The sequence below is a fragment of the Streptomyces bikiniensis genome, assembly GCF_000716625.1.
GTDB classification, from domain to species: domain Bacteria; phylum Actinomycetota; class Actinomycetes; order Streptomycetales; family Streptomycetaceae; genus Streptomyces; species Streptomyces bikiniensis.
The window spans coordinates 68699-95085 of record NZ_JNXJ01000011.1 but is presented as its reverse complement, the minus strand read 5'-3'; the positions used below and the strand labels follow the sequence as shown (position 1 = coordinate 95085).

General features: G+C 70.2%; 24 protein-coding genes and 1 tRNA gene. 15 read left to right on the top strand and 10 right to left on the bottom strand.

What is annotated here, in order from left to right:
- The first annotated feature begins 3 nt into the window (after window positions 1–3).
- The 4 genes from sigM to trxA all read left to right on the top strand — a co-directional run bounded on the left by sigM (window position 4) and on the right by trxA (window position 3147).
- Window positions 4–708, top strand: coding sequence for an RNA polymerase sigma factor SigM (gene sigM, locus OO47_RS11145; protein ID WP_030206781.1), 705 nt, complete (start codon window positions 4–6; stop codon window positions 706–708).
- A complete protein-coding gene (locus OO47_RS11140; protein WP_030206779.1) occupies window positions 705–1646 on the top strand; it encodes an anti-sigma factor in 942 nt (313 codons plus the stop codon). The genes sigM and OO47_RS11140 overlap by 4 nt, the downstream gene beginning before the upstream one ends.
- Window positions 1647–1783: 137 nt before the next feature.
- Window positions 1784–2767, top strand: a complete 984-nt coding sequence (gene trxB, locus OO47_RS11135; protein ID WP_030206776.1) for a thioredoxin-disulfide reductase — start codon at window positions 1784–1786, stop codon at window positions 2765–2767.
- 47 nt (window positions 2768–2814) lie between these two features.
- A complete protein-coding gene (gene trxA / locus OO47_RS11130; RefSeq protein WP_030206773.1) occupies window positions 2815–3147 on the top strand; it encodes a thioredoxin in 333 nt (110 codons plus the stop codon).
- A gap of 143 nt (window positions 3148–3290) precedes the next feature.
- Here trxA and OO47_RS11125 read toward each other — a convergent pair whose 3' ends face one another.
- The 9 genes from OO47_RS11125 to rpmH all read right to left on the bottom strand — a co-directional run bounded on the left by OO47_RS11125 (window position 3291) and on the right by rpmH (window position 9987).
- Window positions 3291–3908 (bottom strand): GNAT family N-acetyltransferase, encoded by a 618-nt coding sequence (locus OO47_RS11125; RefSeq protein ID WP_030206770.1) that lies wholly within the window; start codon window positions 3906–3908, stop codon window positions 3291–3293.
- A gap of 175 nt (window positions 3909–4083) precedes the next feature.
- Window positions 4084–5064, bottom strand: a complete 981-nt coding sequence (locus tag OO47_RS11120; RefSeq protein ID WP_030206768.1) for a ParB/RepB/Spo0J family partition protein — start codon at window positions 5062–5064, stop codon at window positions 4084–4086.
- Window positions 5061–6155 carry a ParA family protein gene (locus OO47_RS11115; protein WP_078489586.1) on the bottom strand — a complete coding sequence of 365 codons (1095 nt, stop codon included), beginning with the start codon at window positions 6153–6155 and terminating at the stop codon, window positions 5061–5063. Before OO47_RS11115 ends, OO47_RS11120 begins: the two co-directional genes overlap by 4 nt.
- Window positions 6156–6425: 270 nt before the next feature.
- Window positions 6426–7142 (bottom strand): 16S rRNA (guanine(527)-N(7))-methyltransferase RsmG, encoded by a 717-nt coding sequence (gene rsmG, locus OO47_RS11110; RefSeq protein WP_033208766.1) that lies wholly within the window; start codon window positions 7140–7142, stop codon window positions 6426–6428.
- Window positions 7143–7260: 118 nt separating this feature from the next.
- On the bottom strand, window positions 7261–7773 hold the full coding sequence (locus OO47_RS11105; RefSeq protein ID WP_030206759.1) for a Jag family protein: 513 nt from the start codon (window positions 7771–7773) through the stop codon (window positions 7261–7263).
- A gap of 31 nt (window positions 7774–7804) precedes the next feature.
- On the bottom strand, window positions 7805–9130 hold the full coding sequence (yidC, locus tag OO47_RS11100) for a membrane protein insertase YidC (RefSeq protein ID WP_030206758.1): 1326 nt from the start codon (window positions 9128–9130) through the stop codon (window positions 7805–7807).
- 3 nt (window positions 9131–9133) lie between these two features.
- Window positions 9134–9460 (bottom strand): membrane protein insertion efficiency factor YidD, encoded by a 327-nt coding sequence (gene yidD, locus OO47_RS11095; RefSeq protein ID WP_015034858.1) that lies wholly within the window; start codon window positions 9458–9460, stop codon window positions 9134–9136.
- Window positions 9457–9828: a ribonuclease P protein component gene (gene rnpA / locus OO47_RS34900; RefSeq protein WP_078489585.1), complete on the bottom strand. Its 372-nt coding sequence runs from the start codon at window positions 9826–9828 to the stop codon at window positions 9457–9459. The genes yidD and rnpA overlap by 4 nt, the downstream gene beginning before the upstream one ends.
- A gap of 21 nt (window positions 9829–9849) precedes the next feature.
- The gene (rpmH, locus tag OO47_RS11085; RefSeq protein WP_015659252.1) at window positions 9850–9987 is read right to left on the bottom strand and encodes a 50S ribosomal protein L34; all 138 of its coding nucleotides are present in this window, start codon (window positions 9985–9987) and stop codon (window positions 9850–9852) included.
- A gap of 396 nt (window positions 9988–10383) precedes the next feature.
- On the opposite strand from rpmH, the gene dnaA reads away from it, so the two are divergent.
- From dnaA to OO47_RS11035, 11 genes are all read left to right on the top strand, one after another.
- Window positions 10384–12204: a chromosomal replication initiator protein DnaA gene (gene dnaA, locus OO47_RS11080; RefSeq protein ID WP_030206752.1), complete on the top strand. Its 1821-nt coding sequence runs from the start codon at window positions 10384–10386 to the stop codon at window positions 12202–12204.
- Between the two features lie 864 nt (window positions 12205–13068).
- Entirely contained in the window at window positions 13069–14199 is a 1131-nt protein-coding gene (gene dnaN / locus OO47_RS11075) for a DNA polymerase III subunit beta (protein WP_030205035.1), read from the top strand.
- A 125-nt stretch (window positions 14200–14324) separates the two neighbouring features.
- Window positions 14325–15203, top strand: a complete 879-nt coding sequence (gnd, locus tag OO47_RS11070) for a phosphogluconate dehydrogenase (NAD(+)-dependent, decarboxylating) (RefSeq protein WP_030206739.1) — start codon at window positions 14325–14327, stop codon at window positions 15201–15203.
- A 56-nt stretch (window positions 15204–15259) separates the two neighbouring features.
- Window positions 15260–16381, top strand: a complete 1122-nt coding sequence (gene recF / locus OO47_RS11065; RefSeq protein WP_030206736.1) for a DNA replication/repair protein RecF — start codon at window positions 15260–15262, stop codon at window positions 16379–16381.
- A gap of 25 nt (window positions 16382–16406) precedes the next feature.
- Complete coding sequence (locus OO47_RS11060) at window positions 16407–16976, top strand: DUF721 domain-containing protein (protein ID WP_030206733.1); 570 nt, start codon at window positions 16407–16409, stop codon at window positions 16974–16976.
- Between the two features lie 580 nt (window positions 16977–17556).
- Window positions 17557–19587 (top strand): DNA topoisomerase (ATP-hydrolyzing) subunit B, encoded by a 2031-nt coding sequence (gene gyrB / locus OO47_RS11055; RefSeq protein WP_030206730.1) that lies wholly within the window; start codon window positions 17557–17559, stop codon window positions 19585–19587.
- 41 nt (window positions 19588–19628) lie between these two features.
- On the top strand, window positions 19629–22241 hold the full coding sequence (gyrA, locus tag OO47_RS11050) for a DNA gyrase subunit A (RefSeq protein ID WP_030206727.1): 2613 nt from the start codon (window positions 19629–19631) through the stop codon (window positions 22239–22241).
- Window positions 22242–22350: 109 nt separating this feature from the next.
- Window positions 22351–22914, top strand: a complete 564-nt coding sequence (locus OO47_RS11045) for a DUF3566 domain-containing protein (protein ID WP_030206725.1) — start codon at window positions 22351–22353, stop codon at window positions 22912–22914.
- Window positions 22915–23024: 110 nt separating this feature from the next.
- Window positions 23025–23098, top strand: a tRNA-Ile gene (locus OO47_RS11040).
- 168 nt (window positions 23099–23266) lie between these two features.
- Window positions 23267–23401, top strand: a complete 135-nt coding sequence (locus OO47_RS34890; protein WP_003958712.1) for a DLW-39 family protein — start codon at window positions 23267–23269, stop codon at window positions 23399–23401.
- Window positions 23402–23548: 147 nt separating this feature from the next.
- Complete coding sequence (locus OO47_RS11035; protein WP_030206723.1) at window positions 23549–24922, top strand: hypothetical protein; 1374 nt, start codon at window positions 23549–23551, stop codon at window positions 24920–24922.
- A 12-nt stretch (window positions 24923–24934) separates the two neighbouring features.
- On the opposite strand, the gene OO47_RS11030 is transcribed toward OO47_RS11035, so the two are convergent.
- Window positions 24935–26371 carry a serine/threonine-protein kinase gene (locus OO47_RS11030; protein ID WP_030206721.1) on the bottom strand — a complete coding sequence of 479 codons (1437 nt, stop codon included), beginning with the start codon at window positions 26369–26371 and terminating at the stop codon, window positions 24935–24937.
- Window positions 26372–26387 lie beyond the last annotated feature (16 nt).

Below are 26387 nucleotides of genomic sequence, written 5' to 3'. Positions count from 1 at the left end.
CCGTTGGACGATCCAATAGACGAGGCCGCTGACGACCAGGAGCTTCTGGCCCGTCACGTCGCCGGGGATCCCGATGCCTTCGGTGAGCTGGTACGGCGGCACCGGGATCGGTTGTGGGCGGTGGCCCTGCGGACCCTGGGGGACCGCGAGGAGGCCGCCGACGCCGTCCAGGACGCCCTTCTCTCGGCCTTCCGAGCCGCTCACACCTTCCGCGGCCAGTCGGCCGTCACGACCTGGCTCCACCGGATCACGGTGAACGCCTGTCTCGACCGGGCGCGCAAGACCGCCTCCCGCAGGACCTCGCCCGTCAACGACGACGACCGTTTCGAACAGCTCCTCGACCCTCACGAGTCCGCCGAGGCCCCCGTGGAGCGCCGGGACCTCCACCGCGAGGTCCTGGCCGCGCTCGCCTCGATCCCCGCCGACCAGCGGGCCGCCCTCGTCCTGGTCGACATGCAGGGATACCCGGTCGCGGAGGCGGCCCGTATCCTCGGCGTTCCCGCCGGAACCGTGAAGAGCCGCTGCGCACGGGGCCGGGCGCGTCTCCTGCCGATGGTCACTCATCTGCGCACCGACACGGTGGGTAACGAGGCCGCCGAAGAGGGAAGGAACCGGACGCCGGGGGCATCCGTCCCACCGGTGCCGGGGCCGACGGACACCGGACCGACAGATCCAGCTGCTGTGAAGGGCGGAGGTGGGCGCACGTGACTTCCACGGCCGACAGGGCTGACACCACACAGCACCCGGACGTCTCGGAGATCTCCGACCTGGCCGAGGGGCTGCTCTCGCCGTCCCGTTCCGCGGCCGTACGACGGCACGTGGACGACTGTCCCCTCTGTGCGGACGTGCGCTCCTCCCTGGAGGAGATCCGGAGCCTGCTCGGCACCCTGCCCGGGCCGCCCCGGATGCCCGCCGAGATCGCCGGCCGGATCGACGCCGCCCTCGCCGCCGAAGCCCTCCTCGACGCCACCGCCCCGGACAACGACGGCGACGCCCCTGTTTCACGTGAAACATCGCGCCCCTCCGTGCAGTCGCCCTCTTCTTCCTCTTCCTCCACCCCGGTTTCGGACCGCCCCGCCGGGCGCCCCCGCGCGGCCACCGGCCCGGGGCGCCCCCAGCGGTCCCGCCGCCGGATCGCCCTGCTCTCCACGATCGGCGCCGCCTTCGGTGCCGTGGTGCTCGGGACGAGCCTGTACCTCAGCCAGGCGGGCGGCACGGCCGGTGACGGCGTGGCGAACGGCGTACGGAGGGCCGACGCCTCCGCCGAACTCGCCGCCGCTCCCTTCTCCGGGTCGCCGGTCGAGGAGCGGGTCCAGGACCTCCTGGTCCAGGACAGAACGCTGCGGACCCCCCAGGGAGTGGGGCCCGAATCGATGTCCTCCGACACCGGGACCACGGCCCCCCGGCGGAGCGGGGAGGGCGCCGTTCCCGCGTGCGTCCTCGCCGGCACCGGCCGCACCGACCCGGTGCTGGGCCACGAGCGGGGCGAGTACCAGGGGAAGCCCGCCTATCTGCTCGTCCTTCCGGACCCCGCCGACGCCGCACGGGTCCAGGCCTATGTGCTCGACGCCTCCTGCGCCGACCGGACGGAGGGCGGGGGCCCCGCCGCCGAAATCCTCCTCAGCAAGGCCTACCCCCGCTCCTGACCCCTCTTCCCGTCCCGGTCACGTGCCGCGCGGCGGTGTCGGGAATGCACGCCCCTTAGGATCCGTTGGGTGGGGTGAGCGACCGAGACAACCGCCCCCGTAGGCAGTGGCAGTCTGCAGAGACGAGGAAGAAACCCGTGAGCGACGTCCGTAATGTGATCATCATCGGCTCGGGGCCTGCGGGATACACCGCTGCGCTCTACACGGCCCGAGCGTCGCTGAAGCCGCTGGTCTTCGAGGGTGCGGTCACCGCCGGTGGCGCCCTGATGAACACGACCGAGGTCGAGAACTTTCCCGGCTTCCGCGACGGCATCATGGGCCCGGACCTGATGGACAACATGCGGGCCCAGGCCGAGCGCTTCGGCGCCGAGCTCGTCCCCGACGACGTGGTCGCCGTGGACCTGACCGGTGAGATCAAGACCGTCACCGACACCGCCGGCACCGTGCACCGCGCCAAGGCCGTCATCGTCACCACGGGCTCCCAGCACCGCAAGCTCGGCCTCCCCAATGAGGACACCCTCTCCGGCCGCGGCGTCTCCTGGTGCGCCACCTGCGACGGCTTCTTCTTCAAGGACCAGGACATCGCCGTCGTCGGCGGCGGCGACACCGCGATCGAGGAGGCCACCTTCCTCTCGCGCTTCGCCAAGTCCGTCACGATCGTCCACCGCCGCGACACCCTGCGCGCCTCGAAGGCCATGCAGGACCGCGCCTTCGCCGACCCGAAGATCTCCTTCGCCTGGGACAGCGAGGTCACCACAATCCACGGCGACCAGAAGCTGAGCGGTGTGACCCTGCGCGACACGAAGACCGGCGTGACTCGTGAGCTCCCGGTCACCGGCCTCTTCATCGCCGTGGGCCACGACCCGCGGACCGAGCTGTTCAAGGGCCAGCTGGACCTGGACGACGAGGGCTACCTCAAGGTCGCCGCCCCGTCGACGCGTACGAACCTCCCGGGTGTCTTCGGCGCCGGTGACGTCGTCGACCACACCTACCGCCAGGCCATCACGGCCGCCGGCACCGGCTGCTCCGCCGCGCTCGATGCCGAGCGCTTCCTGGCCGCGCTCGCCGACACCGAGAAGGTGGCCGAGCCCGAGAAGCTGGCCGAGACCCCCGTGGTCTGACCTCTGCCCTTTCCCCACCCACACCCCGCGAGTTCAAGGAGGCCACTGTGGCCCTGAAGTCCGTGACCGACGCCACCTTCGAAGAGGAAGTCCTCAAGAGCGGCAAGCCCGTTCTGGTGGACTTCTGGGCCGAGTGGTGCGGTCCGTGCCGTCAGATCGCCCCGTCGCTTGAGGCGATCGCCGCCGAGCACGGCGAGATCGAGGTCGTGAAGCTCAACATCGACCAGAACCCCGCCACGGCCGCCAAGTACGGCGTCATGTCCATCCCGACGCTGAACGTCTACCAGGGCGGCGAGGTCGTGAAGACCATCGTCGGCGCCAAGCCGAAGGCCGCCATCCTGCGCGACCTGGAGGGCTTCGTCGAGGCCCCCAAGGCCTGATGCCCCTTCGCCGTTTCACGTGAAACATTCAGGTGGAACAGCAGCGGCCCGCTCCCTCACGGGGGCGGGCCGTTCTCGTATCCGAAGCCGAATCCTCGCATCCGGGCCTAGGGCCTACCCGACCCTGCTCCGCTGGACAGACCCTAGAGGGGCCGCAGGGCGGGCTCCTTCTGTACGGCTCCGAGCAGGCGGTCCAGAGCCATCTCGACATCCTCCTTCCAGGAGAGCGTCGTCCTGAGGTCCAGTCGCATGCGGGGAAAGGCATGGTGTGGCCGGACGGTCTTGAAGCCCACCGCGAGCAGATGGTCGGCCGGCAGCACACAGGCCGGTTCCTTCCACCGGGCGTCCCCGAACGCCTCGATCGCCTTGAAGCCCCGCCGCAGCACGTCCTTGGCCACGGTCTGCACCATCACGCGCCCCAGGCCCTGCCCCTGATACCCCGGCATGATCCACGAGGTCATCAGCTGAACGGCATCCGCCGCCACGGGGCTCGTCGGAAAGGACGTCGAGCGCGGCACATAGGCCGGGGGAGCGTAGAGGACGTAGCCGACCGGCACCTCGTCCACATAGACCACCCGCCCGCAGGAGCCCCATTCCAGGAGCACCGCCGAGATCCAGGACTCCTTCTCCCACTCCGAACGCCCCGCCTTCACGGCGGCCTCACCGCTGACCGGGTCGAGCTCCCAGAAGACACAGGAGCGACACCGCTTGGGGAGGTCCGGAAGGTTGTCCAGCGTGAGCGGTACGAGCCGACGCCCCACGGCCGTTCCTCGCTTCCCTCGCCTTCGCGTACGGATGTGCCTCCCGAAATCGTATCGACCGGGCGATCGGGAGGACACCGTCCCCAGGCAAAGGGCGGGCCGTGCCCCGGTGGAACCGGAGCACGGCCCGCCCTCAGGAACCTCATGGAAGCGGGGAGGCGAAGAAGCTCGTGGGTCAGCCCTTGGCGCCCTGCTCCACCTTCTTCTGGTCCAGGACCCGGCCCTCGCCGGGAGCCAGGGTCGAGAGGATCCGCTCCAGGTCGTCCATGGAGGCGAACTCCACGACGATCTTGCCCTTCTTCTGCCCCAGGTCGACCTTCACCCGGGTCTCGAAGCGGTCCGAGAGCCGGGTGGCCAGGTCCGTGAGGGCGGGCGAGACGCGGGCACCGGCTCGCGGCTTCTTCGGCTTGACCGCACCGGCGGTCTCCTCGGAGCCCATGAGGCTCACGATCTCCTCGACGGAACGCACCGAGAGGCCCTCGGCGACGATCCGGGCCGCCAGCTTGTCCTGGGCCTCCCCGTCCTCCACGCCGAGCAGGGCCCGTGCGTGGCCGGCGGAGAGCACCCCGGCGGCGACCCGGCGCTGCACCGGGGGAGAGAGACGCAGCAGACGCAGCGTGTTGGAGATCTGCGGGCGGGAGCGTCCGATCCGGTCCGCGAGCTGATCGTGCGTGCAGCCGAAGTCCTTGAGCAGTTGCTCGTAGGCGTGCGCCTCCTCGATCGCGTTCAGCTGCGCCCGGTGGAGGTTCTCCAGGAGGGCGTCCAGGAGCATCTTCTCGTCGTCGGTCTCCCGGACGATCGCCGGGATCCGCTCCAGGCCCGCCGTCGTGGAGGCCCGCAGACGACGCTCGCCCATGACGAGCTCATAGCGGTCGCCGTCGGCCTTGCGCACCACCACGGGCTGGAGCAGACCGACCTCCTTGATGGAGGTGACCAGCTCCGCGAGAGCGTCCTCGTCGAAGATCTGCCGCGGCTGGTGCCGGTTGGGCACGATGGCGTCGATCGGGATCTCGGTGAAGTACGCCCCGGCGGGGGCCTGCGGCTCGACCGTCTTCACGGCCTCGGCCCATGCCACCGCCGACTCGGGAGACGGAGCGCTCTGCGGGATCAGCGAACCGAGCCCACGCGGCCCCAATCCCCTACGTCGCTCACTCACTGAATTCCCTCCGACATGCTGCGCTGATGGTTCTGGTGCCCGACACGTGCGTGCTGGGCGTCATAGTTCACGGTGACGCCCCGAAGGGCGATCTCACGAGCCGCTTCGATGTACGACAGGGCACCGCTGGAGCCCGGATCGTACGTGATCACCGTCTGGCCGTAGCTCGGCGCCTCCGAGATACGGACGGACCGGGGGATGCTGGTCCGCAGCACCTCTTTGCCGAAGTGGGTGCGCACCTCCTCGGCGACCTGCGAGGCGAGCCTCGTCCGACCGTCGTACATGGTGAGCAGGATCGTCGAGACGTGGAGCGCGGGGTTGAGGTGCCCGCGGACCAGGTCGACGTTCTTCAGGAGCTGACCGAGGCCTTCGAGGGCGTAGTACTCGCACTGGATCGGGATCAGCACCTCGGCCCCCGCCACCAGGGCGTTCACCGAGAGCAGGCCGAGCGAGGGCGGGCAATCGATCAGGATGTAGTCCAGCGGTTGCTCATAGGCCTGGATCGCCCGCTGGAGGCGGCTCTCGCGCGCCACCAGCGACACCAGCTCGATCTCGGCTCCGGCGAGATCGATGGTGGCGGGGGCACAGAAGAGGCCTTCCACGTCCATCACGGGCTGCACCACTTCGGAGAGCGGCCGGCTGTCCACGAGGACGTCGTAGATCGAGGGGACGCTGGCGTGATGGTCGATGCCGAGTGCCGTGGAGGCGTTTCCCTGCGGGTCCAGGTCGATGACCAGGACACGGGCGCCGTGCAGGGCCAGGGAGGCGGCAAGGTTGACCGTCGTGGTCGTCTTGCCCACGCCGCCCTTCTGATTGGCCACCACCATGACGCGAGTCCGGGCCGGACGGGGAAGCCCTTCGCCGGCACGCCCCAGGGCCTCTACTGCCATCTGGGCAGCGCGGCCGATGGGGGTGTCGTCCATGGGGGGCGGCGTTTCCATGGGAGGCGATGTTTCACGTGAAACATCACCCCCTACCGATTCGGTTCGGGGACCGGGGACCGGATCGGTCATCGGTCCCGCGATGTTGGCGTCGGACCGCAAGGATTCACTCTCCTCGACTTCGGGCTCGCGATGAGGAGAGCCTGCCATGCTTTCGGGGTCACGAACCAGCGAGGTCGGGGGTTCTGTGGATGAATCCACCTCTGTGGACATCCCCGTAACCCTCGCGGGTGGATTCACGCGGGGCCTACGGTCCCGGGGCGCGGCGGTCGCACGGCCACGACTGATGATCCCCTGCAGCAGTGAGCGATGTTTCACGTGAAACACCATGCCCGTGCCACCCTGCCGGGGCCGGTCGACACTCCGAAATGGGACGTATGCGACGCCCGTCGGCAGGGGCCTCCCGCCGACGGGCTTCCGTCAGCGGCGTCGGCGGGTCTTGCTCGTACGGGCGGCCTTGGCCCGCTTGGCGGCGAACCGCACGCCACCGGGGCTCTCGCCGACCTCCACTCGGACGACGGTGGACAGGGGGTCGACGATCCCCTCGCCCACGTGCAGCACCGAGGTCTCCACCACGCCGAGCCGGGAGAGCGCGGCGCGGGCTCCGTCGATCTCCTCCTGCGCGGTGTCGCCCTTGAGCGCCAGCATCTCCCCGTACGGGCGCAGCAGGGGAACGCCCCAGCCGGCGAGGCGGTCCAGCGGGGCCACCGCGCGCGCGGTCACCACGTGCACGGGCGTGATCTTGCCGAGCATCTCCTCGGCGCGCCCCCGGACCACGGTCACATGGTCGAGGCCGAGCAGCTCGACCACCTCTTGGAGGAAGTTCGTCCGGCGCAGCAGCGGTTCCAGGAGGGTGATCTTCAGGTCGGGCCGGACCAGGGCCAGGGGGATGCCGGGCAGACCTGCGCCCGAGCCGACGTCGCAGACGGTGACGCCCTCGGGCACGACCTCCGAGAGGACGGCGCAGTTCAGCAGATGGCGTTCCCAGAGCCTCGGGACCTCGCGCGGGCCGATCAGACCACGCTTCACACCCGCGTCCGCGAGGAGCTCGGCGTACCGCACGGCCTCCGGGAAGTACTCACCGAAGACTGTCCGTGCCTGCTCCGGCGCCTCGGGGAGCTCCGCTGCCTCCGTCACGGGAACCGTCCTTCCGTACCGCACGCATGACGTGCGAGCGCACTGTGGTGGCTGACTATCAGGCTGACAAAGATCGGCCCCGCCTGCGAACAGACGGGGCCGGGACTGCGTGAGGGGTTCAGGCCGGGAGCACGACGACGAAGCGCTGCGGCTCCTCGCCCTCGGACTCGCTGCGCAGACCGGCGGCGGCGATCGCGTCGTGCACGACCTTGCGCTCGAACGGCGTCATCGGATCCAGCTTGACCGGCTGCCCGCCAGCCTTCACCTCGGCCGCGGCCTTGGCACCCAGCTCGGCGAGCTCGGAACGCTTCTTGGCCCGGAAACCGGCGATGTCGAGCATCAGACGGCTGCGGTCGCCGGTCTCCCGGTGCACGGCCAGCCGGGTCAGCTCCTGAAGCGCCTCCAGGACCTCGCCGTCGCGACCCACGAGCTTCTGGAGGTCACGGCTGCCGGAGTCGCTGATGATCGAGACCGCTGCCCGGTCCGCCTCGACGTCCATGTCGATGTCGCCGTCGAGGTCGGCGATGTCGAGCAGACCTTCGAGGTAGTCGGCCGCGATCTCACCCTCCTGCTCCAGGCGGGTCAGGGTGTCGCCACCCTCGGCGGCGGCGGAGGTGGTGCCTTCCGTCACGGACGGGCTCCTTCTTGCGTCGGGGGGAGGCTTACTTCTTGGAGGACGGGTGCTTGGGCCGCTGCTGGCCCTTGCGCTGGCCGGTCTTGCCCTGCTGCCGGGAGCCGCCGGAGTTGGCACGGCTCGGACGCGCGGGCTTGTCGCCCTGGGCCCCGTCCTTCGCGTCGGCACCGGAGGCATCGCTCTTGGCCGGGCCCTGGGGCTTCTTCTCCAGCGAGGTGGTCGCCTTCTCGGCGGCCGGCTCGGAGGCTTCTCCGGCGTCCTTGGAGACGGTCGCCTGGGCCGCGGCGGCCTGGCGCTGGGCCTTGGTCTGGCGCTTGGGCTGCTGGCGCTTGGCGGCGGCACCCTCGGCCTCGGCCGGGAGGGTGTCGCCCTTGATCACGCTGCCGTCGGCCTGGGCGACGAACCCGGCCTTGGCGAGGCCTCCGAAGAAGCGGCGCTCGTTCTCGTTGCGGTCGCTGCCCTTGGCGACGATGACCTTGACGACGCTCTTCCGGCGCCGGCCGCGGACCTCGCCGTGGTGGATGACGCTCTTGAGCAGGCGCTGGAGGTAGGCGTCCTGGGCCTTGCTGCCCGGCGTCGGGTTCTGGTTGATCACGTACATCTGCTGGCCCATGGTCCACACGTTGGTGGTCAGCCAGTAGACGAGGACACCGACGGGGAAGTTGATGCCCATGACGGCGAAGATCACCGGGAAGATGTACATGAGCATCTTCTGCTGCTGCATGTACGGGGTCTTCACCGAGAGGTCGACGTTCTTCATCATCAGCTGGCGCTGGGTGAAGAACTGCGAGGCCGACATCAGGATGATCATGATGGCGGTGACGATGCGGACGTCGGTCAGCGAGGCGTTGAGGGCCTCGACCTTCTCCGGGCTGTCCATGAACTTCGCCGCGATCGGGGCGCCGAAGATGTGGGCCTGCCGGGCACTGTCGACCAGCGCCTGGTTCATCACGCCGATCTCCTTGCCCGACGCGATGTTGGACAGCACGTGGTAGAGGGCGAAGAAGAACGGCGACTGGGCCAGGATGGGAAGGCACGAGGAGAGCGGGTTGGTGCCCGTCTCCTTGTACAGCTTCATCATCTCTTCGGACTGACGCTGCTTGTCGCTCTTGTAGCGCTCCTGGATCGCCTTCATCTTCGGCTGGAGCGCCTGCATGTTCCGCGTCGACTTGATCTGCTTCACGAAGAGCGGGATCAGACAGATGCGGATCAGGACCACGAGGGACACGATGGACAGACCCCAGGCCCACCCGGTGTCGGGACCGAAGATCGCTCCGTACACCTTGTGGAACTGGACGATGACCCAGGAAACGGGCCAGGTGATGAAGCTGAACAGACTGGCAATCGTGTCCACTAATCAGGCTCCTTGAGCATTGGGCGAGGTCTCTGCGGCCGGGCTCGTCTCGGCGGTGGACCCGCCCTTGTCGCCGCGCAACGCGTTCCGCAGCATTTCGTGCCAGCGGGGGCGCTTCCGCGGGGGAACGTGGTCCACTCCGCCGGGCGACCACGGGTTACACCGCAGGATGCGCCAGGCGGTCAGGGCCGTGCCCTTGATCGCGCCGTGCCGGTCGATGGCCGTGAATCCGTAGTGGGAACACGACGGGTAGTACCGGCAGACGGGGCCCAGCAGGGGGCTGATCGTCCACTGGTACAGCTTGATGAGAGCCAGCAGCGGGTACTTCATCGCGTGCCCCCTCCCAGGAGCCGCTGGAGAGCGGCGTCCAGGTCTCGGGCCAGCTGTGCGTGATCGGCGTCGCCGGCTCCGGGCAACGCCCGTACCACCACCAGGCTACCGGGGGGCAGTGCGGAGAGGCGGTCGCGGACGAGGTGACGCAGACGACGCTTCACCTGGTTGCGTACGACCGCACCGCCCACGGCCTTGCTCACGACGAAACCCGCACGCGTCGGGGGAGCGCTCTCCCCAGGCGCGTGCGGGTCCGTTGCACCGCTGCGTAGGTGGACGACGAGGAGCGGGCGACCGGCCCGGCGCCCTCGGCGTACCGCGGTTGCGAAGTCCTCGCGCCGCCTCAGCCGATTCTCGGTAGGCAGCACGTCATGACCTGTTTAAGTGGATCAGGCGGACAGGCTCGCGCGACCCTTGGCACGGCGGTTCGCCAGGATGGCGCGGCCGGCACGGGTGCGCATGCGCAGGCGGAAGCCGTGGGTCTTGGCGCGACGACGGTTGTTCGGCTGGAAGGTGCGCTTGCTCACTCGGGGGCTCCAGAAATGATTCGGGTGGTGGCGGGACATCGCCTGGCTGTCACCGTGCGCCCACGAGTAGCTCGCAATACGCCCGAGTGCACCGCTTCGTGATCACAGAGAGTGATCTTTGCCCATCGGAGGCAGGCGGCAGCAGCCATCGACAACTCGACCTGGTTACGGTACGCGCGGCTACGCCATCCGGTCAAACCGACCTGTTGCCGCCCCCCATTGTGCACAGGCTGTGGACAACAACTTGAACCGCGTCAGTCCGCCCGACTACCGTGGGCGGACTCCACAATCTTTTCCGTTCTGTCCTCACCTGTCCTCAACAGACCGGTCTTCCGGACTTCGATCCACCGTCCCCGAGAACCACACCTTCGTGGGACCTGCGAGAAAGCGTGCCCTGTGGCTGACGTACCTGCCGATCTTGCCGCAGTGTGGCCGCGGGTCCTCGAACAGCTCCTCGCCGAGGGCCAGCAGGGGATCGAGCCCAAGGACAAGCAGTGGATCGAGCGCTGCCAGCCGCTCGCCCTGGTCGCCGACACGGCCCTCCTGGCCGTGCCCAACGAGTGGGGCAAGCGCGTCCTGGAGGGCAGGCTGGCCCCGCTGATCAGCGAGACGCTCAGCCACGAGTGCGGCCGGCCGATCCGGATCGCGATCACCGTCGACGACTCCGTCGGCGAGCCGGCGCCTCCCGCGCCGCCCACCGCGCCGCAGCCGCCCCGGTACGACGAGCGCGACCGGTCCGACTCGTACGACAAGCCGTACGAGAAGTACGAGAAGTACGAGGGGTACGGCCACCGGCCGATGTCCGACGACGGGCTGCCGAGCGCGCGCCCGGCCTATCCGGACTACCAGCAGCCGCAGCGGCCCGACCCCGGCGCCTGGCCGCGCACCCAGGAGGACCTCTCCTGGCAGCAGCCGCGCCTCGGCGGCTACCAGGAGCGCGCGCCGTACACGGGGCCCGCCGAGCAGTCCCGGCAGACGCGGTACGACGAGCCCTCCCACGGCTACGAGCAGCAGCGGCCCGAGCGCGCCGAGCTGCCCGACCCGCCGGGCCACGCCGCGCGTCCCGGCCCCCGGCCGGGCGGCGGTCCGGTCCCCGGCCCCGGGGGTGTCCACGGGTCCCCCTCTTCCGGTTCCTCCGGTTCCTCCGGCTCCGCCGGGCAGGGCTCCGGCGCGCCGGGCGAGCAGCACGCGCGCCTCAACCCGCGGTACCTCTTCGACACCTTCGTGATCGGTTCCTCGAACCGGTTCGCGCACGCGGCCGCGGTCGCGGTGGCCGAGGCGCCGGCGAAGGCGTACAACCCCCTCTTCATCTACGGGGAGTCGGGACTCGGCAAGACCCATCTGCTGCACGCGATCGGACACTACGCGCGGAGCCTCTACCCGGGCACGCGCGTGCGGTACGTGAGCTCCGAGGAGTTCACCAACGAGTTCATCAACTCGATCCGCGACGGCAAGGGCGACACCTTCCGCAAGCGCTACCGCGACGTGGACATCCTGCTCGTCGACGACATCCAGTTCCTGGCGAGCAAGGAGTCGACGCAGGAGGAGTTCTTCCACACCTTCAACACCCTGCACAACGCGAACAAGCAGATCGTGCTCTCCTCGGACCGGCCGCCCCGGCAGCTGGTGACCCTGGAGGACCGGCTCCGCAACCGCTTCGAGTGGGGCCTCACCACCGACGTGCAGCCGCCGGAGCTGGAGACGCGCATCGCGATCCTCCGCAAGAAGGCGGTGCAGGAGCAGCTCAACGCCCCGCCGGAGGTACTGGAGTTCATCGCCTCCCGGATCTCGCGGAACATCCGCGAGTTGGAGGGCGCGCTGATCCGGGTGACGGCCTTCGCGAGCCTCAACCGGCAGCCGGTGGACCTCGGGCTCACCGAGATCGTCCTCAAGGACCTGATCCCGGGCGGCGAGGACAGCGCGCCGGAGATCACGGCTACGGCGATCATGGCGGCCACCGCGGACTACTTCGGCCTGACGGTGGAGGACCTCTGCGGATCCTCGCGCAGCCGCGTCCTGGTGACGGCCCGCCAGATCGCCATGTACCTGTGCCGCGAGCTGACGGACCTGTCGCTGCCGAAGATCGGCGCGCAGTTCGGCGGCCGGGACCACACGACGGTGATGCACGCGGACCGGAAGATCCGCGCCCTGATGGCGGAGCGGCGCTCCATCTACAACCAGGTCACCGAGCTGACCAACCGCATCAAGAACGGCTGACACCAGCCTCCTCCCACGGGCGCTCCGGGACTCCTCCCGGGGCGCCCGTAGGCGTTCCCGGGGGCTGCCCGGGCCCCTCCGGCGGTCGGAACGGGTCGGCCGTGAGGTGTGCACAGGTTGGGGACGAGCCGGCGGCGGGGCGGGGCTGTTCGATTGCGGCGTTCCGCTGGCGGGTTCTCCACAGATTGCGGGATGATCACCCGTCCACAGGGTGGGGACTGCGAAGTTATCCGGATTCTGTCCACAGGCTGGCTTGGTGCCAGGGGATCACTCCAGCTCAGACCCCTGGGGAATTGTTGGCAAGCGTTATCCACAGGATGTGGACAGAACTTTCGTCCACAGGGGGTCTCGAAGGTTGTCCACCGGTCGCCCACAGGGAACGGTCTGTTGCCCACAGCTTCTCCACAGCCCTGTCCACTGTTCGGCAACGAAACGCCCGTCCTCACCTCGTCGAGTGAAAGCCGTCACACCAGGGGAGAGGATTGGCCTGTGGGGAACCGGGGTAAAGCTGGGGACGAGGCTGGGGAGAACTCCCTGTGTCCTGTGTATGGGGTGTGCAGAACTTTCGGGTGTCCACAGAGACCGCTGGTTATCCACCGGTTCCACCCACAGGCACGGTGGACAAAAAACTGGGTCTGACCTGCGTGGACAGGGTTATCCACGGTTTCCACAGGCCCTACTACTACTGCCACCTAGAGTTAGCTCGGAATCCGCTTTGAAGCGGGGGCTGTGCACAACTCGGCGCCGGAGCCCCGAACGCCCCTCGTCCCGACTTGACCCCGAGCAGCACCGAGTGTCGGTGGCGTACGTCAGACTGGTTCCCGCAGTCGACGAAGAGCCAGCAACAAGCAGGAGGCGGTTCCGGTGAAGATCCGGGTGGAGCGCGATGTACTCGCGGAGGCGGTGGCCTGGGTGGCCCGCAGCCTCCCGGCCCGTCCGCCGGCGCCCGTACTCGCGGGCCTTCTGCTGAAGGCCGAGGACGGCGCCCTCAGCTTCTCGAGCTTCGACTACGAGGTCTCCGCGCGGGTCTCGGTCGAGGCGGAGGTCGAGGAGGACGGCACCGTCCTCGTCTCCGGCCGCCTGCTCGCCGACATCTGCCGCGCCCTCCCCAACCGTCCCGTGGAGATCTCCACGGACGGTGTACGGGCGACCGTCGTCTGCGGCTCCTCCCGCTTCACCCTCCACACCCTGCCCGTGGAGGAGTACCCGGCGCTGCCGGAGATGCCCACCGCGACCGGCACCGTCCCCGGCGAGGTCTTCGCCTCCGCCGCCGCGCAGGTGGCCATCGCCGCCGGCCGCGACGACACGCTGCCCGTCCTCACCGGTGTGCGCATCGAGATCGAGGGCGACACGGTCACCCTGGCCTCCACCGACCGCTACCGCTTCGCGGTCCGCGAGTTCCTGTGGAAGCCGGAGTCCCCGGACGCCTCCGCGGTCGCCCTGGTGCCCGCGAAGACCCTCCTGGACACCGCGAAGGCGCTCACCAGCGGCGACACGGTCACCCTGGCGCTCTCGGGCTCCGGCAAGGGCGAGGGACTGATCGGCTTCGAGGGCGCGGGCCGCCGCACCACCACCCGCCTCCTCGAGGGCGACCTGCCGAAGTACCGGACGCTCTTCCCCACCGAGTTCAACTCGGTCGCGGTGATCGAGACCGCCCCCTTCGTCGAGGCCGTCAAGCGCGTGGCCCTGGTGGCCGAGCGCAACACCCCGGTCCGGCTGAGCTTCGAGCAGGGCGTGCTGATCCTGGAGGCGGGCTCCAGCGACGACGCACAGGCTGTGGAGAGGGTCGACGCGCAGCTGGAGGGCGACGACATCTCGATCGCCTTCAACCCGACCTTCCTGCTCGACGGCCTGAGCGCGATCGACTCCCCGGTCGCCCAGCTCTCCTTCACGACCTCCACCAAGCCGGCGCTGCTCAGCGGCAAGCCCGCCGTGGACGCCGAGGCGGACGAGGCTTACAAGTACCTGATCATGCCGGTGCGCCTGAGCGGCTGATCCGCCTGCTCCACGGCCTTGTGCGGGGCTTCGCCTGAGCGGCCGACCCCACAGGTGTGCACCCGCGTCCGGGCGTAGGCTCGGACGCGGGTACGAACCGCACACGACGCTTAAGGAATCATCTGATGGAGCTCGGTCTCGTCGGTCTCGGCAAGATGGGCGGCAACATGCGCGAGCGCATTCGCCGCGCAGGCCACACCGTCATCGGATACGACCGCAACCCGGACCTCGCCGACGTCCACAGCCTCGAAGAGCTTGTGGGCGAGCTCAAGGGTCCGCGCGTCGTGTGGGTCATGGTCCCGGCCGGTGCCGCGACCCAGTCCACCATCGACGAGCTGGCCGGCCTGCTCTCCCCCGGCGACGTCGTCGTGGACGGCGGGAACTCGCGCTGGACGGACGACGAGAAGCACGCCGAGGAGCTGGCCGCCAAGGGCATCGGCTTCGTCGACTGCGGCGTCTCCGGCGGCGTCTGGGGCCTGGAGAACGGCTACGCGCTGATGTACGGCGGCGACGCCGAGAACGTGGCGAAGGTCCAGCCGGTCTTCGACGCGCTCAAGCCCGAGGGCGACTTCGGCTCGGTCCACGCGGGCAAGGTCGGCGCCGGCCACTTCGCGAAGATGGTCCACAACGGCATCGAGTACGCGATGATGCAGGCCTACGCCGAGGGCTGGGAGCTCCTGGAGAAGGTCGACTCCGTCACCGACGTGCGCGAGGTCTTCCGCTCCTGGCAGGAGGGCACGGTCATCCGCTCCTGGCTGCTCGACCTGGCCGTCAACGCCCTGGACGAGGACGAGCACCTGGAGGGACTGCGGGGCTACGCCCAGGACTCCGGCGAGGGCCGGTGGACCGTCGAGGCCGCCATCGACAACGCCGTGCCGCTGCCCGCGATCACCGCGTCGCTGTTCGCGCGGTTCGCCTCGCGCCAGGACGACTCCCCGCAGATGAAGATGATCGCCGCGCTGCGCAACCAGTTCGGCGGCCACGCGGTCGAGAAGAACAAGTAATCCACAGGCTGTGCACCCGGCGGTGCGCAGCAGCCGGGGAAGGTCGGCGCCCAACCATGCACGTCACGCATCTGTCGCTGGCCGACTTCCGTTCCTACGCCCGGGTCGAGGTTCCCCTCGACCCGGGCGTCACCGCGTTCGTGGGCGCGAACGGCCAGGGCAAGACCAACCTGGTCGAGGCCGTCGGCTACCTCGCGTCCCTCGGCAGCCACCGCGTCGCCTCCGACGCCCCGCTCGTCCGCATGGGGGCGGAGCGCGCGGTGATCAGGGCCGCCGTCACCCAGGGCGAGCGCTCCCAGCTGATCGAGCTGGAGCTCAACCCGGGCCGGGCCAACCGCGCCCGCATCAACAGGTCCTCGCAGGTCAGACCGCGTGACGTCCTGGGGATCGTACGGACCGTGCTGTTCGCGCCCGAGGACCTCGCCCTGGTGAAGGGCGACCCCGGCGAGCGCCGGCGCTTCCTCGACGAGCTGATCACGGCGCGCTCGCCGCGCATGGCGGGCGTGCGCGCCGACTACGAGCGCGTGCTCAAGCAGCGCAACACGCTCCTGAAGTCGGCCGCGATGGCCCGGCGGCACGGCGGCCGGGGCATGGACCTGTCGACCCTGGACGTCTGGGACCAGCACCTGGCGCGGGCCGGCGCCGAGCTGCTCGCCCAGCGGCTCGACCTCATCGGCGTACTGCAGCCGCTCGCGGACAAGGCGTACGAGCAGCTCGCGCCCGGCGGCGGACCGGTCCTCCTGGAGTACCGGCCCTCCGCGCCGGGCCCGGGGAGCACCCGCGAGGAGCTGTACGAGCAGGTGCTCGCCGCCCTCGCCGAGGTCCGCAAGCAGGAGATCGAGCGGGGCGTCACGCTCGTCGGACCGCACAGGGACGAGCTGCTGCTCAAGCTCGGGGACCTGCCGGCGAAGGGGTACGCGAGCCACGGCGAGTCCTGGTCGTACGCGCTCGCGCTGCGGCTCGCCTCGTACGACCTGCTGCGCGCCGAGGGCAACGAGCCGGTCCTCGTCCTCGACGACGTCTTCGCCGAGCTGGACGCGCGCCGGCGCGAGCGGCTCGCGGAACTGGTGGCGCACGGCGAGCAGGTCCTGGTGACGGCCGCGGTGGACGACGACGTGCCGGACGTCCTGGCCGGGGCGCGGTACGCGGTGGCCGGCGGGGCGGTGGAACGCGTATGACCGTGGGACCGACCGGGGAGCGCGCATGAGCGAGGAGAACCGTCCCCAGCCTGTGGACAGTGCCGCGACCCCCGGGGGCGCGGCGCCCGAGCCCTCGGGCGTCGACCTCGCCCGGGTCGCGCTGCGCGCCGCGAAGGAGCAGGCGAAGGCGCGGGGCGCGGCCGCGCAGCAGCGGAAGCAGGCCCGGCGCGGCGGCGGGCTGCGCTCCGGCGCGCGCGCCGACGGGCGCGACCCGATGGCGCTCGGCGCCGCGATCAACCGGCTGATCACCGAGCGGGGCTGGGAGACGCCGGCGGCGGTCGGCGGGGTCATGGGCCGCTGGCCGCAGATCGTCGGTGAGGACCTGGCGAAGCACTGCGTGCCGGTGAGGTTCGACGACGACCCGGACGTGCGGGTGCTGACCGTGCAGTGCGACTCGACCGCGTGGGCCACGCAGCTGCGGCTCCTCGCGCCGAGGCTGGTCGCGCGGCTCAACGAGGACCTGGGGCACGGGACGGTGCGGATGATCAAGGTCCTGGGGCCCGGGGCGCCGAGGCGGGGGTACGGGCCGCTGCGGGCGCCGGGGTCGCTGGGGCCCGGCGACACGTACGGCTAGGGCCTGTCAGGCGGATCAGGGCCGGGTGGGCCGCGGCGAGGTGCCGTGCCAGGCGTCGTGGCTCCGGCCATGATCCGCCGGACAGGCCCCGGGGCGCCGGGCTGCCCGGGTTCTCGGTGGCCGGTGCTCCGTATATGTGCGGGTCCTTCGGGGGCCTCGTTCTCGTGGTGGGTACCAGGGGAGGGCGCCGTGCGCGTGGCGTTGTGCCCGCCCTCCCCGGGCTTCGCCCGGGGAACCCCCACGCCCCGGCGGAGCGCACGCCCCCGACGAGGCGGAACGCGCACCCACGACCAGGGGTGGAACGCATGCCCCCGACAGGGGGCGACCGTTCTTTGACAACGTTCGCCCCCGGCGCCCACGCCGCGCTACGGCTCGAAGCGCTGGGTGGCCGTCAGGGGGCCCTGGAGCCCCTGTCCGGATATGGGGAGTCGTCTCGCTCCCGCCCAGGGCGGCACATGCGCATTCAGGTACCGGCAAACACCCATGAGTGTCAGTGGTACCGGTAGACTGGAAGCAAACCCGCCACCCCGCGGAAATGTCGAACGACGCAGCCGGCTCCCGTATGCCCGGAGAACGGCCTGTGCTGTGCCAGAAAGGGCGCTTCGTGGCCGATTCCGGCAACCCCAACGAGAACAACCAGTACACCGCCAGCAACATCCAAGTCCTCGAGGGCCTGGATGCCGTGCGCAAGCGCCCTGGCATGTACATCGGCTCGACCGGTGAGCGCGGTCTGCACCACATGGTGCAGGAGGTCGTCGACAACTCGGTCGACGAAGCCCTGGCCGGCCACGCCGACACCATCGACGTGACGATCCTGCCCGACGGCGGCGTCCGCGTCGTCGACAACGGCCGCGGCATCCCGGTGGGCATCGTGGCCTCCGAGGGCAAGCCGGCCGTCGAGGTCGTGCTGACCGTGCTGCACGCGGGCGGCAAGTTCGGCGGCGGCGGCTACGCCGTCTCCGGCGGCCTGCACGGCGTCGGCGTCTCGGTCGTGAACGCCCTGTCCACCAAGGTCGCCGTCGAGATCAGGACGGACGGCCACCGCTGGACGCAGGACTACAAGATGGGCGTCCCGACGGCTCCCCTCGCCCAGCACGAGGCGACCGAGGAGACCGGCACCTCGGTGACCTTCTGGGCCGACCCGGACATCTTCGAGACGACCGAGTACTCCTTCGAGACGCTCTCGCGCCGCTTCCAGGAGATGGCCTTCCTCAACAAGGGCCTCACCATCACGCTCACCGACGAGCGCGAGTCCGCGAAGGCCACGGTCGGCGCCGACGACCCGGACGCCGAGGCCGCCGACGAGCCGGCCGCCCGCACGGTGACGTACCACTACGAGGGCGGCATCGTCGACTTCGTGAAGTACCTCAACTCGCGCAAGGGCGAGCTGATCAACCCCACCGTCATCGACATCGAGGCCGAGGACAAGGAGCGCCTGCTCTCGGTCGAGATCGCGATGCAGTGGAACTCCTCGTACAGCGAGGGCGTGTACTCCTTCGCGAACACGATCCACACCCACGAGGGCGGTACGCACGAGGAGGGCTTCCGCGCCGCGCTGACCACGCTGGTCAACAAGTACGCGCGCGACAAGAAGCTGCTCCGCGAGAAGGACGACAACCTCACCGGCGACGACATCCGCGAGGGCCTGACGGCGATCATCTCGGTCAAGCTCGGCGAGCCGCAGTTCGAGGGCCAGACCAAGACCAAGCTGGGCAACACCGAGGCGAAGACCTTCGTGCAGAAGGTCGTCCACGAGCACCTGACGGACTGGTTCGACCGCAACCCGAACGAGGCCGCGGACATCGTCCGCAAGGGCATCCAGGCCGCCACCGCGCGCGTGGCCGCCCGCAAGGCGCGCGACCTGACCCGCCGCAAGGGCCTCCTGGAGTCGGCCTCCCTGCCGGGCAAGCTCTCCGACTGCCAGTCGAACGACCCGTCCAAGTGCGAGATCTTCATCGTCGAGGGCGACTCCGCCGGCGGCTCGGCCAAGTCCGGCCGCAACCCGATGTACCAGGCCATCCTGCCGATCCGCGGCAAGATCCTGAACGTCGAGAAGGCCCGCATCGACAAGATCCTGCAGAACACCGAGGTCCAGGCGCTGATCTCCGCCTTCGGCACCGGCGTGCACGAGGACTTCGACATCGAGAAGCTCCGCTATCACAAGATCATCCTGATGGCGGACGCCGACGTCGACGGCCAGCACATCAACACCCTGCTGCTGACCTTCCTCTTCCGCTTCATGCGCCCGCTGGTCGAGGCCGGTCACGTCTACCTCTCCCGCCCGCCGCTCTACAAGATCAAGTGGGGCCGGGACGACTTCGAGTACGCCTACTCGGACCGCGAGCGGGACGCCCTCGTCGAGCTCGGCAAGCAGAACGGCAAGCGGATCCGCGAGGACTCGATCCAGCGCTTCAAGGGCCTCGGCGAGATGAACGCCGAGGAGCTGCGCGTCACCACCATGGACGTCGAGCACCGCGTGCTCGGCCAGGTGACCCTGGACGACGCGGCCCAGGCCGACGACCTGTTCTCGGTGCTGATGGGCGAGGACGTCGAGGCGCGCCGCTCGTTCATCCAGCGGAACGCCAAGGACGTCCGCTTCCTCGACATCTGAGTCGGTCTCAGCTGACCGTACGAAAGGACTGACGACCAGCAATGGCCGACGAAAACACCTCCGGCACCACCGAAGAGCAGGAGCCCGTGCTGCGGATCGAGCCCGTCGGGCTCGAGACCGAGATGCAGCGCTCGTACCTCGACTACGCGATGTCCGTCATCGTGTCCCGCGCGCTGCCCGACGTGCGGGACGGCCTCAAGCCCGTCCACCGGCGCGTGCTCTACGCGATGTACGACGGCGGGTACCGGCCGGAGAAGGGCTTCTACAAGTGCGCCCGCGTCGTCGGTGACGTCATGGGCACGTACCACCCGCACGGCGACACCTCGATCTACGACGCGCTCGTCCGCCTCGCCCAGCCCTGGTCGATGCGGCTGCCGCTCGTCGACTCCAACGGCAACTTCGGCTCCCCGGGCAACGACCCGGCCGCCGCCATGCGCTACACCGAGTGCAAGATGGCGCCGCTGTCGATGGAGATGGTCCGGGACATCGACGAGGAGACCGTCGACTTCCAGGACAACTACGACGGCCGGAACCAGGAGCCGACGGTCCTGCCGGCCCGGTTCCCGAACCTGCTCGTCAACGGCTCGGCCGGCATCGCCGTCGGCATGGCGACCAACATCCCGCCGCACAACCTGCGCGAGGTCGCCGAGGGCGCCCAGTGGTACCTGGCCAACCCCGAGGCCGGCCACGAGGAGCTGCTCGACGCGCTCATCGAGCGGATCAAGGGCCCCGACTTCCCCACCGGCGCGCTCGTCGTCGGCCGCAAGGGCATCGAGGAGGCGTACCGCACCGGCCGCGGCTCCATCACGATGCGCGCGGTCGTGGAGGTCGAGGAGATCCAGAACCGCCAGTGCCTGGTGGTCACCGAGCTGCCGTACCAGGTCAACCCGGACAACCTCGCGCAGAAGATCGCCGACCTGGTGAAGGACGGCCGGATCGGCGGCATCGCCGACGTCCGCGACGAGACCTCGTCCCGGACCGGCCAGCGCCTGGTCATCGTGCTCAAGCGCGACGCCGTCGCCAAGGTCGTCCTGAACAACCTGTACAAGCACACCGACCTCCAGACGAACTTCGGCGCCAACATGCTGGCGCTCGTCGACGGCGTGCCGCGCACCCTCTCCCTGGACGCGTTCATCCGCCACTGGGTGACGCACCAGATCGAGGTCATCGTCCGCCGGACCCGCTTCCGGCTGCGCAAGGCCGAGGAGCGCGCCCACATCCTGCGCGGCCTGCTCAAGGCCCTCGACGCGATCGACGAGGTCATCGCGCTGATCCGGCGCAGCGACACGGTCGAGGTCGCCCGCGGCGGCCTGATGGACCTGCTGAGCATCGACGAGATCCAGGCCAACGCGATCCTGGAGATGCAGCTCCGCCGACTCGCCGCCCTGGAGCGCCAGAAGATCGTCGCCGAGCACGACGAGCTCCAGGCGAAGATCGACGAGTACAACGCGATCCTGGCCTCGCCCGAGAAGCAGCGGGCGATCGTCAGCGAGGAGCTGGCCGCGCTGGTCGAGCGCTTCGGCGACGACCGCCGCTCCAAGCTGGTGCCCTTCGACGGCGACATGTCCATCGAGGACCTGATCGCCGAGGAGGACATCGTCGTCACCATCACGCGCGGCGGCTACGTGAAGCGGACGAAGACCGAGGACTACCGCTCGCAGAAGCGCGGCGGCAAGGGCGTCCGGGGCACGAAGCTGAAGCAGGACGACATCGTCGACCACTTCTTCGTCTCCACCACCCACCACTGGCTGCTCTTCTTCACCAACAAGGGCCGGGTCTACCGGGCCAAGGCGTACGAGCTGCCGGACGCCGGCCGGGACGCCCGCGGCCAGCACGTGGCCAACCTGCTCGCCTTCCAGCCGGACGAGCAGATCGCCCAGATCCTGGCGGTCCGCGACTACGACGTCGCGCCGTACCTGGTGCTCGCCACCAAGGCCGGCCTGGTGAAGAAGACCGCGCTCAAGGACTACGACTCGCCCCGCTCCGGCGGTGTCATCGCCATCAACCTGCGCGAGCTGGACAACGGCGAGGACGACGAGCTGATCGGCGCCGAGCTGGTCTCCGCCGAGGACGACCTGCTGCTCATCAGCAAGAAGGCGCAGTCGATCCGCTTCACCGCCACGGACGACGCGCTGCGTCCGATGGGACGCGCCACTTCGGGTGTCAAGGGCATGAGTTTCCGCGAGGACGACGAACTGCTCTCGATGAATGTCGTCCGGCCCGGTACGTTCGTCTTCACCGCGACCGACGGCGGGTACGCGAAGCGCACCCCCGTCGACGAGTACCGCGTCCAGGGCCGCGGCGGCCTCGGCATCAAGGCCGCCAAGATCGTGGAGGACCGCGGCTCGCTCGTGGGCGCGCTGGTGGTCGAGGAGACGGACGAGATCCTCGCCATCACGCTGTCCGGCGGTGTGATTCGTACGCGAGTCAACGAAGTCAGGGAGACCGGCCGTGACACCATGGGCGTCCAGCTGATCAACCTGGGCAAGCGCGACGCCGTCGTCGGCATCGCGCGGAACGCCGAGGCCGGCGGCGACGACGAGGTCGACGACGCCGACGAGGCCGAGGGCGTCGTCGAGGTGTCCGAGACCGAGGTGGTCGAGGGCGGGACAGCCGAGGGCACGGAGTCCTCGGCCGGGGAGCACGAGGAGTAAGAGCGTGAGTGGAGCCACGGGCGCCGGATCGGCGGCCGCCGGAGCTTCTTCTGCAGGGGCCGGCGCGAACGGCGCCCGTGGTTCCGCCACGAACTCCCAGGGGGTTGCGGTGACGGACACTCGGGGGCAGCAGCCCTCGTACGAGAGCTACAACGGGCCGCTGCCCGGCGAGCGGCCCGGCGAGCGGCCGAGCGGGCCGTACCACCCGCCGCAGGCCTACGGCGCCCCGACGACGGGCGGCACGGCGGGCGGCCAGACCGGGGCCGTGCGCCGGCCCCGTACGGGCGCGCGCACGACGCCCCGGACGCGCAAGGCCCGGCTGCGGGTGGCGAAGGCCGACCCGTGGTCGGTGATGAAGGTGAGCTTCCTGCTCTCCATCGCGCTCGGCATCTGCACGGTCGTGGCCGCGGCGGTGCTGTGGATGGTCATGGACGCCATGGGCGTCTTCTCGACGGTCGGCGGGACGATCAGCGAGGCCACGGGCTCGAACGAGTCCAACGGCTTCGACCTGCAGTCGTTCCTGTCGCTGCCGAGGGTGCTGATGTTCACCTCGGTGATCGCGGTGATCGACGTGGTCCTGATGACCGCCCTGGCGACGCTGGGCGCGTTCATCTACAACCTGTCGGCCGGTTTCGTGGGCGGCGTCGAGCTGACGCTGGCCGAGGACGAGTAGCGGGCGAGAGGGACGCGCGGGGCCGGTCCCGGGAACGGATTTTGGGACTGGCCCCCACGTGCGCTAATCTTCAGGAGTCAGCGCGCGGGACACACACCGCAAAGCGCGGCGGGGCTATAGCTCAGTTGGTTAGAGCGCATCCCTGATAAGGATGAGGCCACAGGTTCAAATCCTGTTAGCCCCACTTCTCGATCGACCCGGACGGTTCATCCGTCCGGGTCGATTTCGTTTTTCCCGGCGTGAATCCGGGACGTCGTGGGTTTGAACCTCGCACAGGTCACCGATCGGTATCGGTCGATGTGTAGAGTGGGCGTCAGAAGTCTCCTACGTCAACGAAAGACGAGGTCGCGCGGTGAAGAAGCTTCTCCTGGTCGCACTGGCCGCCATCGGCGGGCTCCTCGTGTACCGCCAGATCCAGGCGGATCGCGCCGAGCAGGATCTGTGGACGGAGGCGACCGACTCCGTGCCCGCAGGTTCGGGTGTCTGAGACGAAGACCGTCTGTGGGTGAAGCCCCGGCCGCACTTGTGCGGACCGGGGCTTCGCTCTGTCCGGACCTTGTTCGTGGTTTGCCCGGGCGAATAGGTTGCTTGCCCAAGCGAAGAGAAGGCGTCGGGAAGCGACGAGGGGGAGCGCGTGAGGAAGCGGGCCGGCATCGGCAGGCGGGCGGGGGCCCTGTTCGCGGCGGCCGCGGCGGTGGGGACGGTGGCGGGGCCGCCCGCCCAGGCGCAGACACGGCCCCTCGTGCGGGACCAGGCGCAGGCCCGGGTCCCGTCCCACGGGCAGGCCTCGGTCCACGCCCCGGCCGCCGAGGGCGAGGCCCTTCCGCCGTACGCCTTCGACGCCACCGCCCAGCAGGTCCGGGGCGCCGACTCCAGCTCGTACGCGCGGGAGCTGAAGGCCGGGCAGACCTACCGCGACACGCTGGAGAAGGACGGCAGGGCCTACTACCGGATCGTCCTCGACGGAAAGCGGAACACGTACGTCTCCGCGGTCGCCGTCCCCAAGCCCGGCGGCAGGGTCGATTACGGCGACGGGTTCAAGGTCAGCATCCAGGACGACTCCGGCACCGAGTGCGGCTACCAGCAGACCGGCTTCTCCTCGGCCCGGTACACCCGCCCCCTCACCGCGTACGCCCGCCGGGTCGTGAACCCGGACAGCTCCAGCTGCCAGAAGCCGGGCAACTACTACGTGCTCGTCGAGCGCACCACGAAGGCGGGCTCCGACCCGGCCGCCTGGGACCTGGAGATCCGGCACCTGACCGAGCCGCTCCTGAAGAAGCCGGGGCCGACCGAGCTCCCGGAGTCCTGGCCGTCCGCCACGCCCGCGCCCCTGACGGGCGAGCCGAAGCTCCGGCAGGGCGGATCGGGGGTCTACGACGCGGCCTCGCTGACGCGGGGCGAGTGGCGGTCCGACATCCGGCCGGGGCAGACCCTCTTCTACCGGGTCCCCCTCGACTGGGGGCAGCAGCTCTTCGCCACCGCCGAGCTGGGCAGCAGCACCGCGGGCGACGACCACGTCTCCAACGCGCTGGTGCTCTCCCTCGCCAACCCGGCGCTCGGCCACGTCGACGACGGGACGGTCGGCTACAGCGGGAAGCAGACGACGCTGGCGCTCGGTCCGCAGCGGCCGGTGGCGCACGAGAACCGCACCGCGTACAACGAGGCGACGAGCGGGATGCGGTTCGCCGGCTGGTACTACCTGTCGGCCACGCTCAGCCCGGAGATCGCCAAGGAGTACGGCGACGGGCCGGTGCCGCTGACGCTGCGGGTGAACGTGCTGAACGCGGCGAAGCCCGGCCCCGGGTACGACGGGGACCCCGGCCCGTTCGCCGTGACCGCCGGCGACAAGGAGGCGGCCGAGAAGGGGGCCAGCGGGGCACAGGCGGCCGAGGAGGCGGAGCGCGGCGACGCCATGCGGCTGGTCGCCGCTGCCGGGATCGGCACCGGGACGGTGCTGCTGCTCGGCCTCGGCGCGTGGACGCTGGTGGCGCGACGGCGGACGGCGTGATCCCTCGGACCTTCAGAGCTGGGTGAGGGCCCAGAAGCCGACCGCGAGGCAGACGAGCGCGAGCAGGAGCACCGGGACCGCGACCTTCGGGGGCGGTCCCGGTCGGCGTACGGGCGGCGCGGGCACGGGGGCCGTCACCGGCTGCGGGTGCGGATACCCGTAGGGACCGGGGGACTGGACGGGAGGGGCGGTGTACGGGTTCGTGGGGGCCGGCCCGTACGGGGGCCCCGGGGCGTACGGGGGAGGAGGGGAGGGGGTCGGCTGCGGGACCGGCGGAGGCAGATGGAAGCTGCCCGTCTCTGAGGGGTGGGGCGGGGTGGCCGGGGCGGCGACGGGGGCGGCCGGTGCGGCCGGGTGCGGGGAGTGGTGCTGCGGAGGTACGGGCGGAGGGAGGGGGCGCCCCGGGTCGGTGGCCGTGGGGGTGCCCTGGGAGGCGGTCGGGGCGGGAGCTTGGCCGTTCTGGCTGTTCTGGCCGTCTTGGCCGTCTTGGCAGTCTTGGCCGTCTTGGCCGTCCCGTGCGGGGCTCGTGTGGTTCGTGTGACTCTTGTGGTTCGTGGGGTTTGTGTGATTCGTGGGGCCTTCGGGGCCGAAGCCCGGAGGCAGGGGGCCGAGGTGGTCGAAGATTTCGACCGGCTCCTCGTCGGCGGCCGGCTCGGGCAGCAGCTCGACGGCGGCGCCCAGCGCCTTGCGCGCCCCCGTGGCCGTACGGAAGCGGGCCTGCGGATCGGGCTGGAGCAGCCCGGCGAGCACCTGCCACAGGGGCTCGTGCATGCCCTCGGGGGCGCCCGGGGTGCCGTGCGTGAGGAAGTGCTCGACCAGGGCCTGGGAGTCCGGCTTGCGGCCCTGGAGCAGGTAGAGCGCGACCAGGCCGACGGCGAACAGGTCGGCGGTGAAGTCCGGTTCGGCGCCGAGGAGCTGCTCGGGCGCGAAGTAGCCGGGTGTCCCCACGACGTAGTCCGTCTCCGTGAGCCGGGGTTCGCCCTTGCGCATGGAGATGCCGAAGTCGGAGAGCCTCAGGTGCGGCCGCCCGGTCCCGGTGACCTCCAGGAGGATGTTGGCCGGCTTGATGTCCCGGTGGACGACCCCCTCGGCGTGCACCGCGGCCAGGCCCGAGAGCAGCTGGTCGAGGAGGACGCAGACGAACCGGGGCGGCAGCGGGCCGTAGTCCCCGATGACGTGGGCCAGGGAGCCGCCGGCCACCAGGTCCATGGTGAAGAGGACCTTGTCGTCGTCGGCGGCCCAGCTGGCCGGGGCGAGGACGTGCGGATGGTCGATCCGCAGCGCCTGCTCGCGGACGAAGCGGAGCAGGGTGTGGGCGTCGCTCTGCAGGAGCACCTTGGCCGCCACGTAGCGGCGGCGCCGGTGGTCCCAGGCCCGCCACACCGCGCCCGCCCCGCCCCGTCCGATCGGGTCGATCAGCTCGTACCGCCCGGCGAAGACCTCACCCATCGTGCTGCGCCCGCTC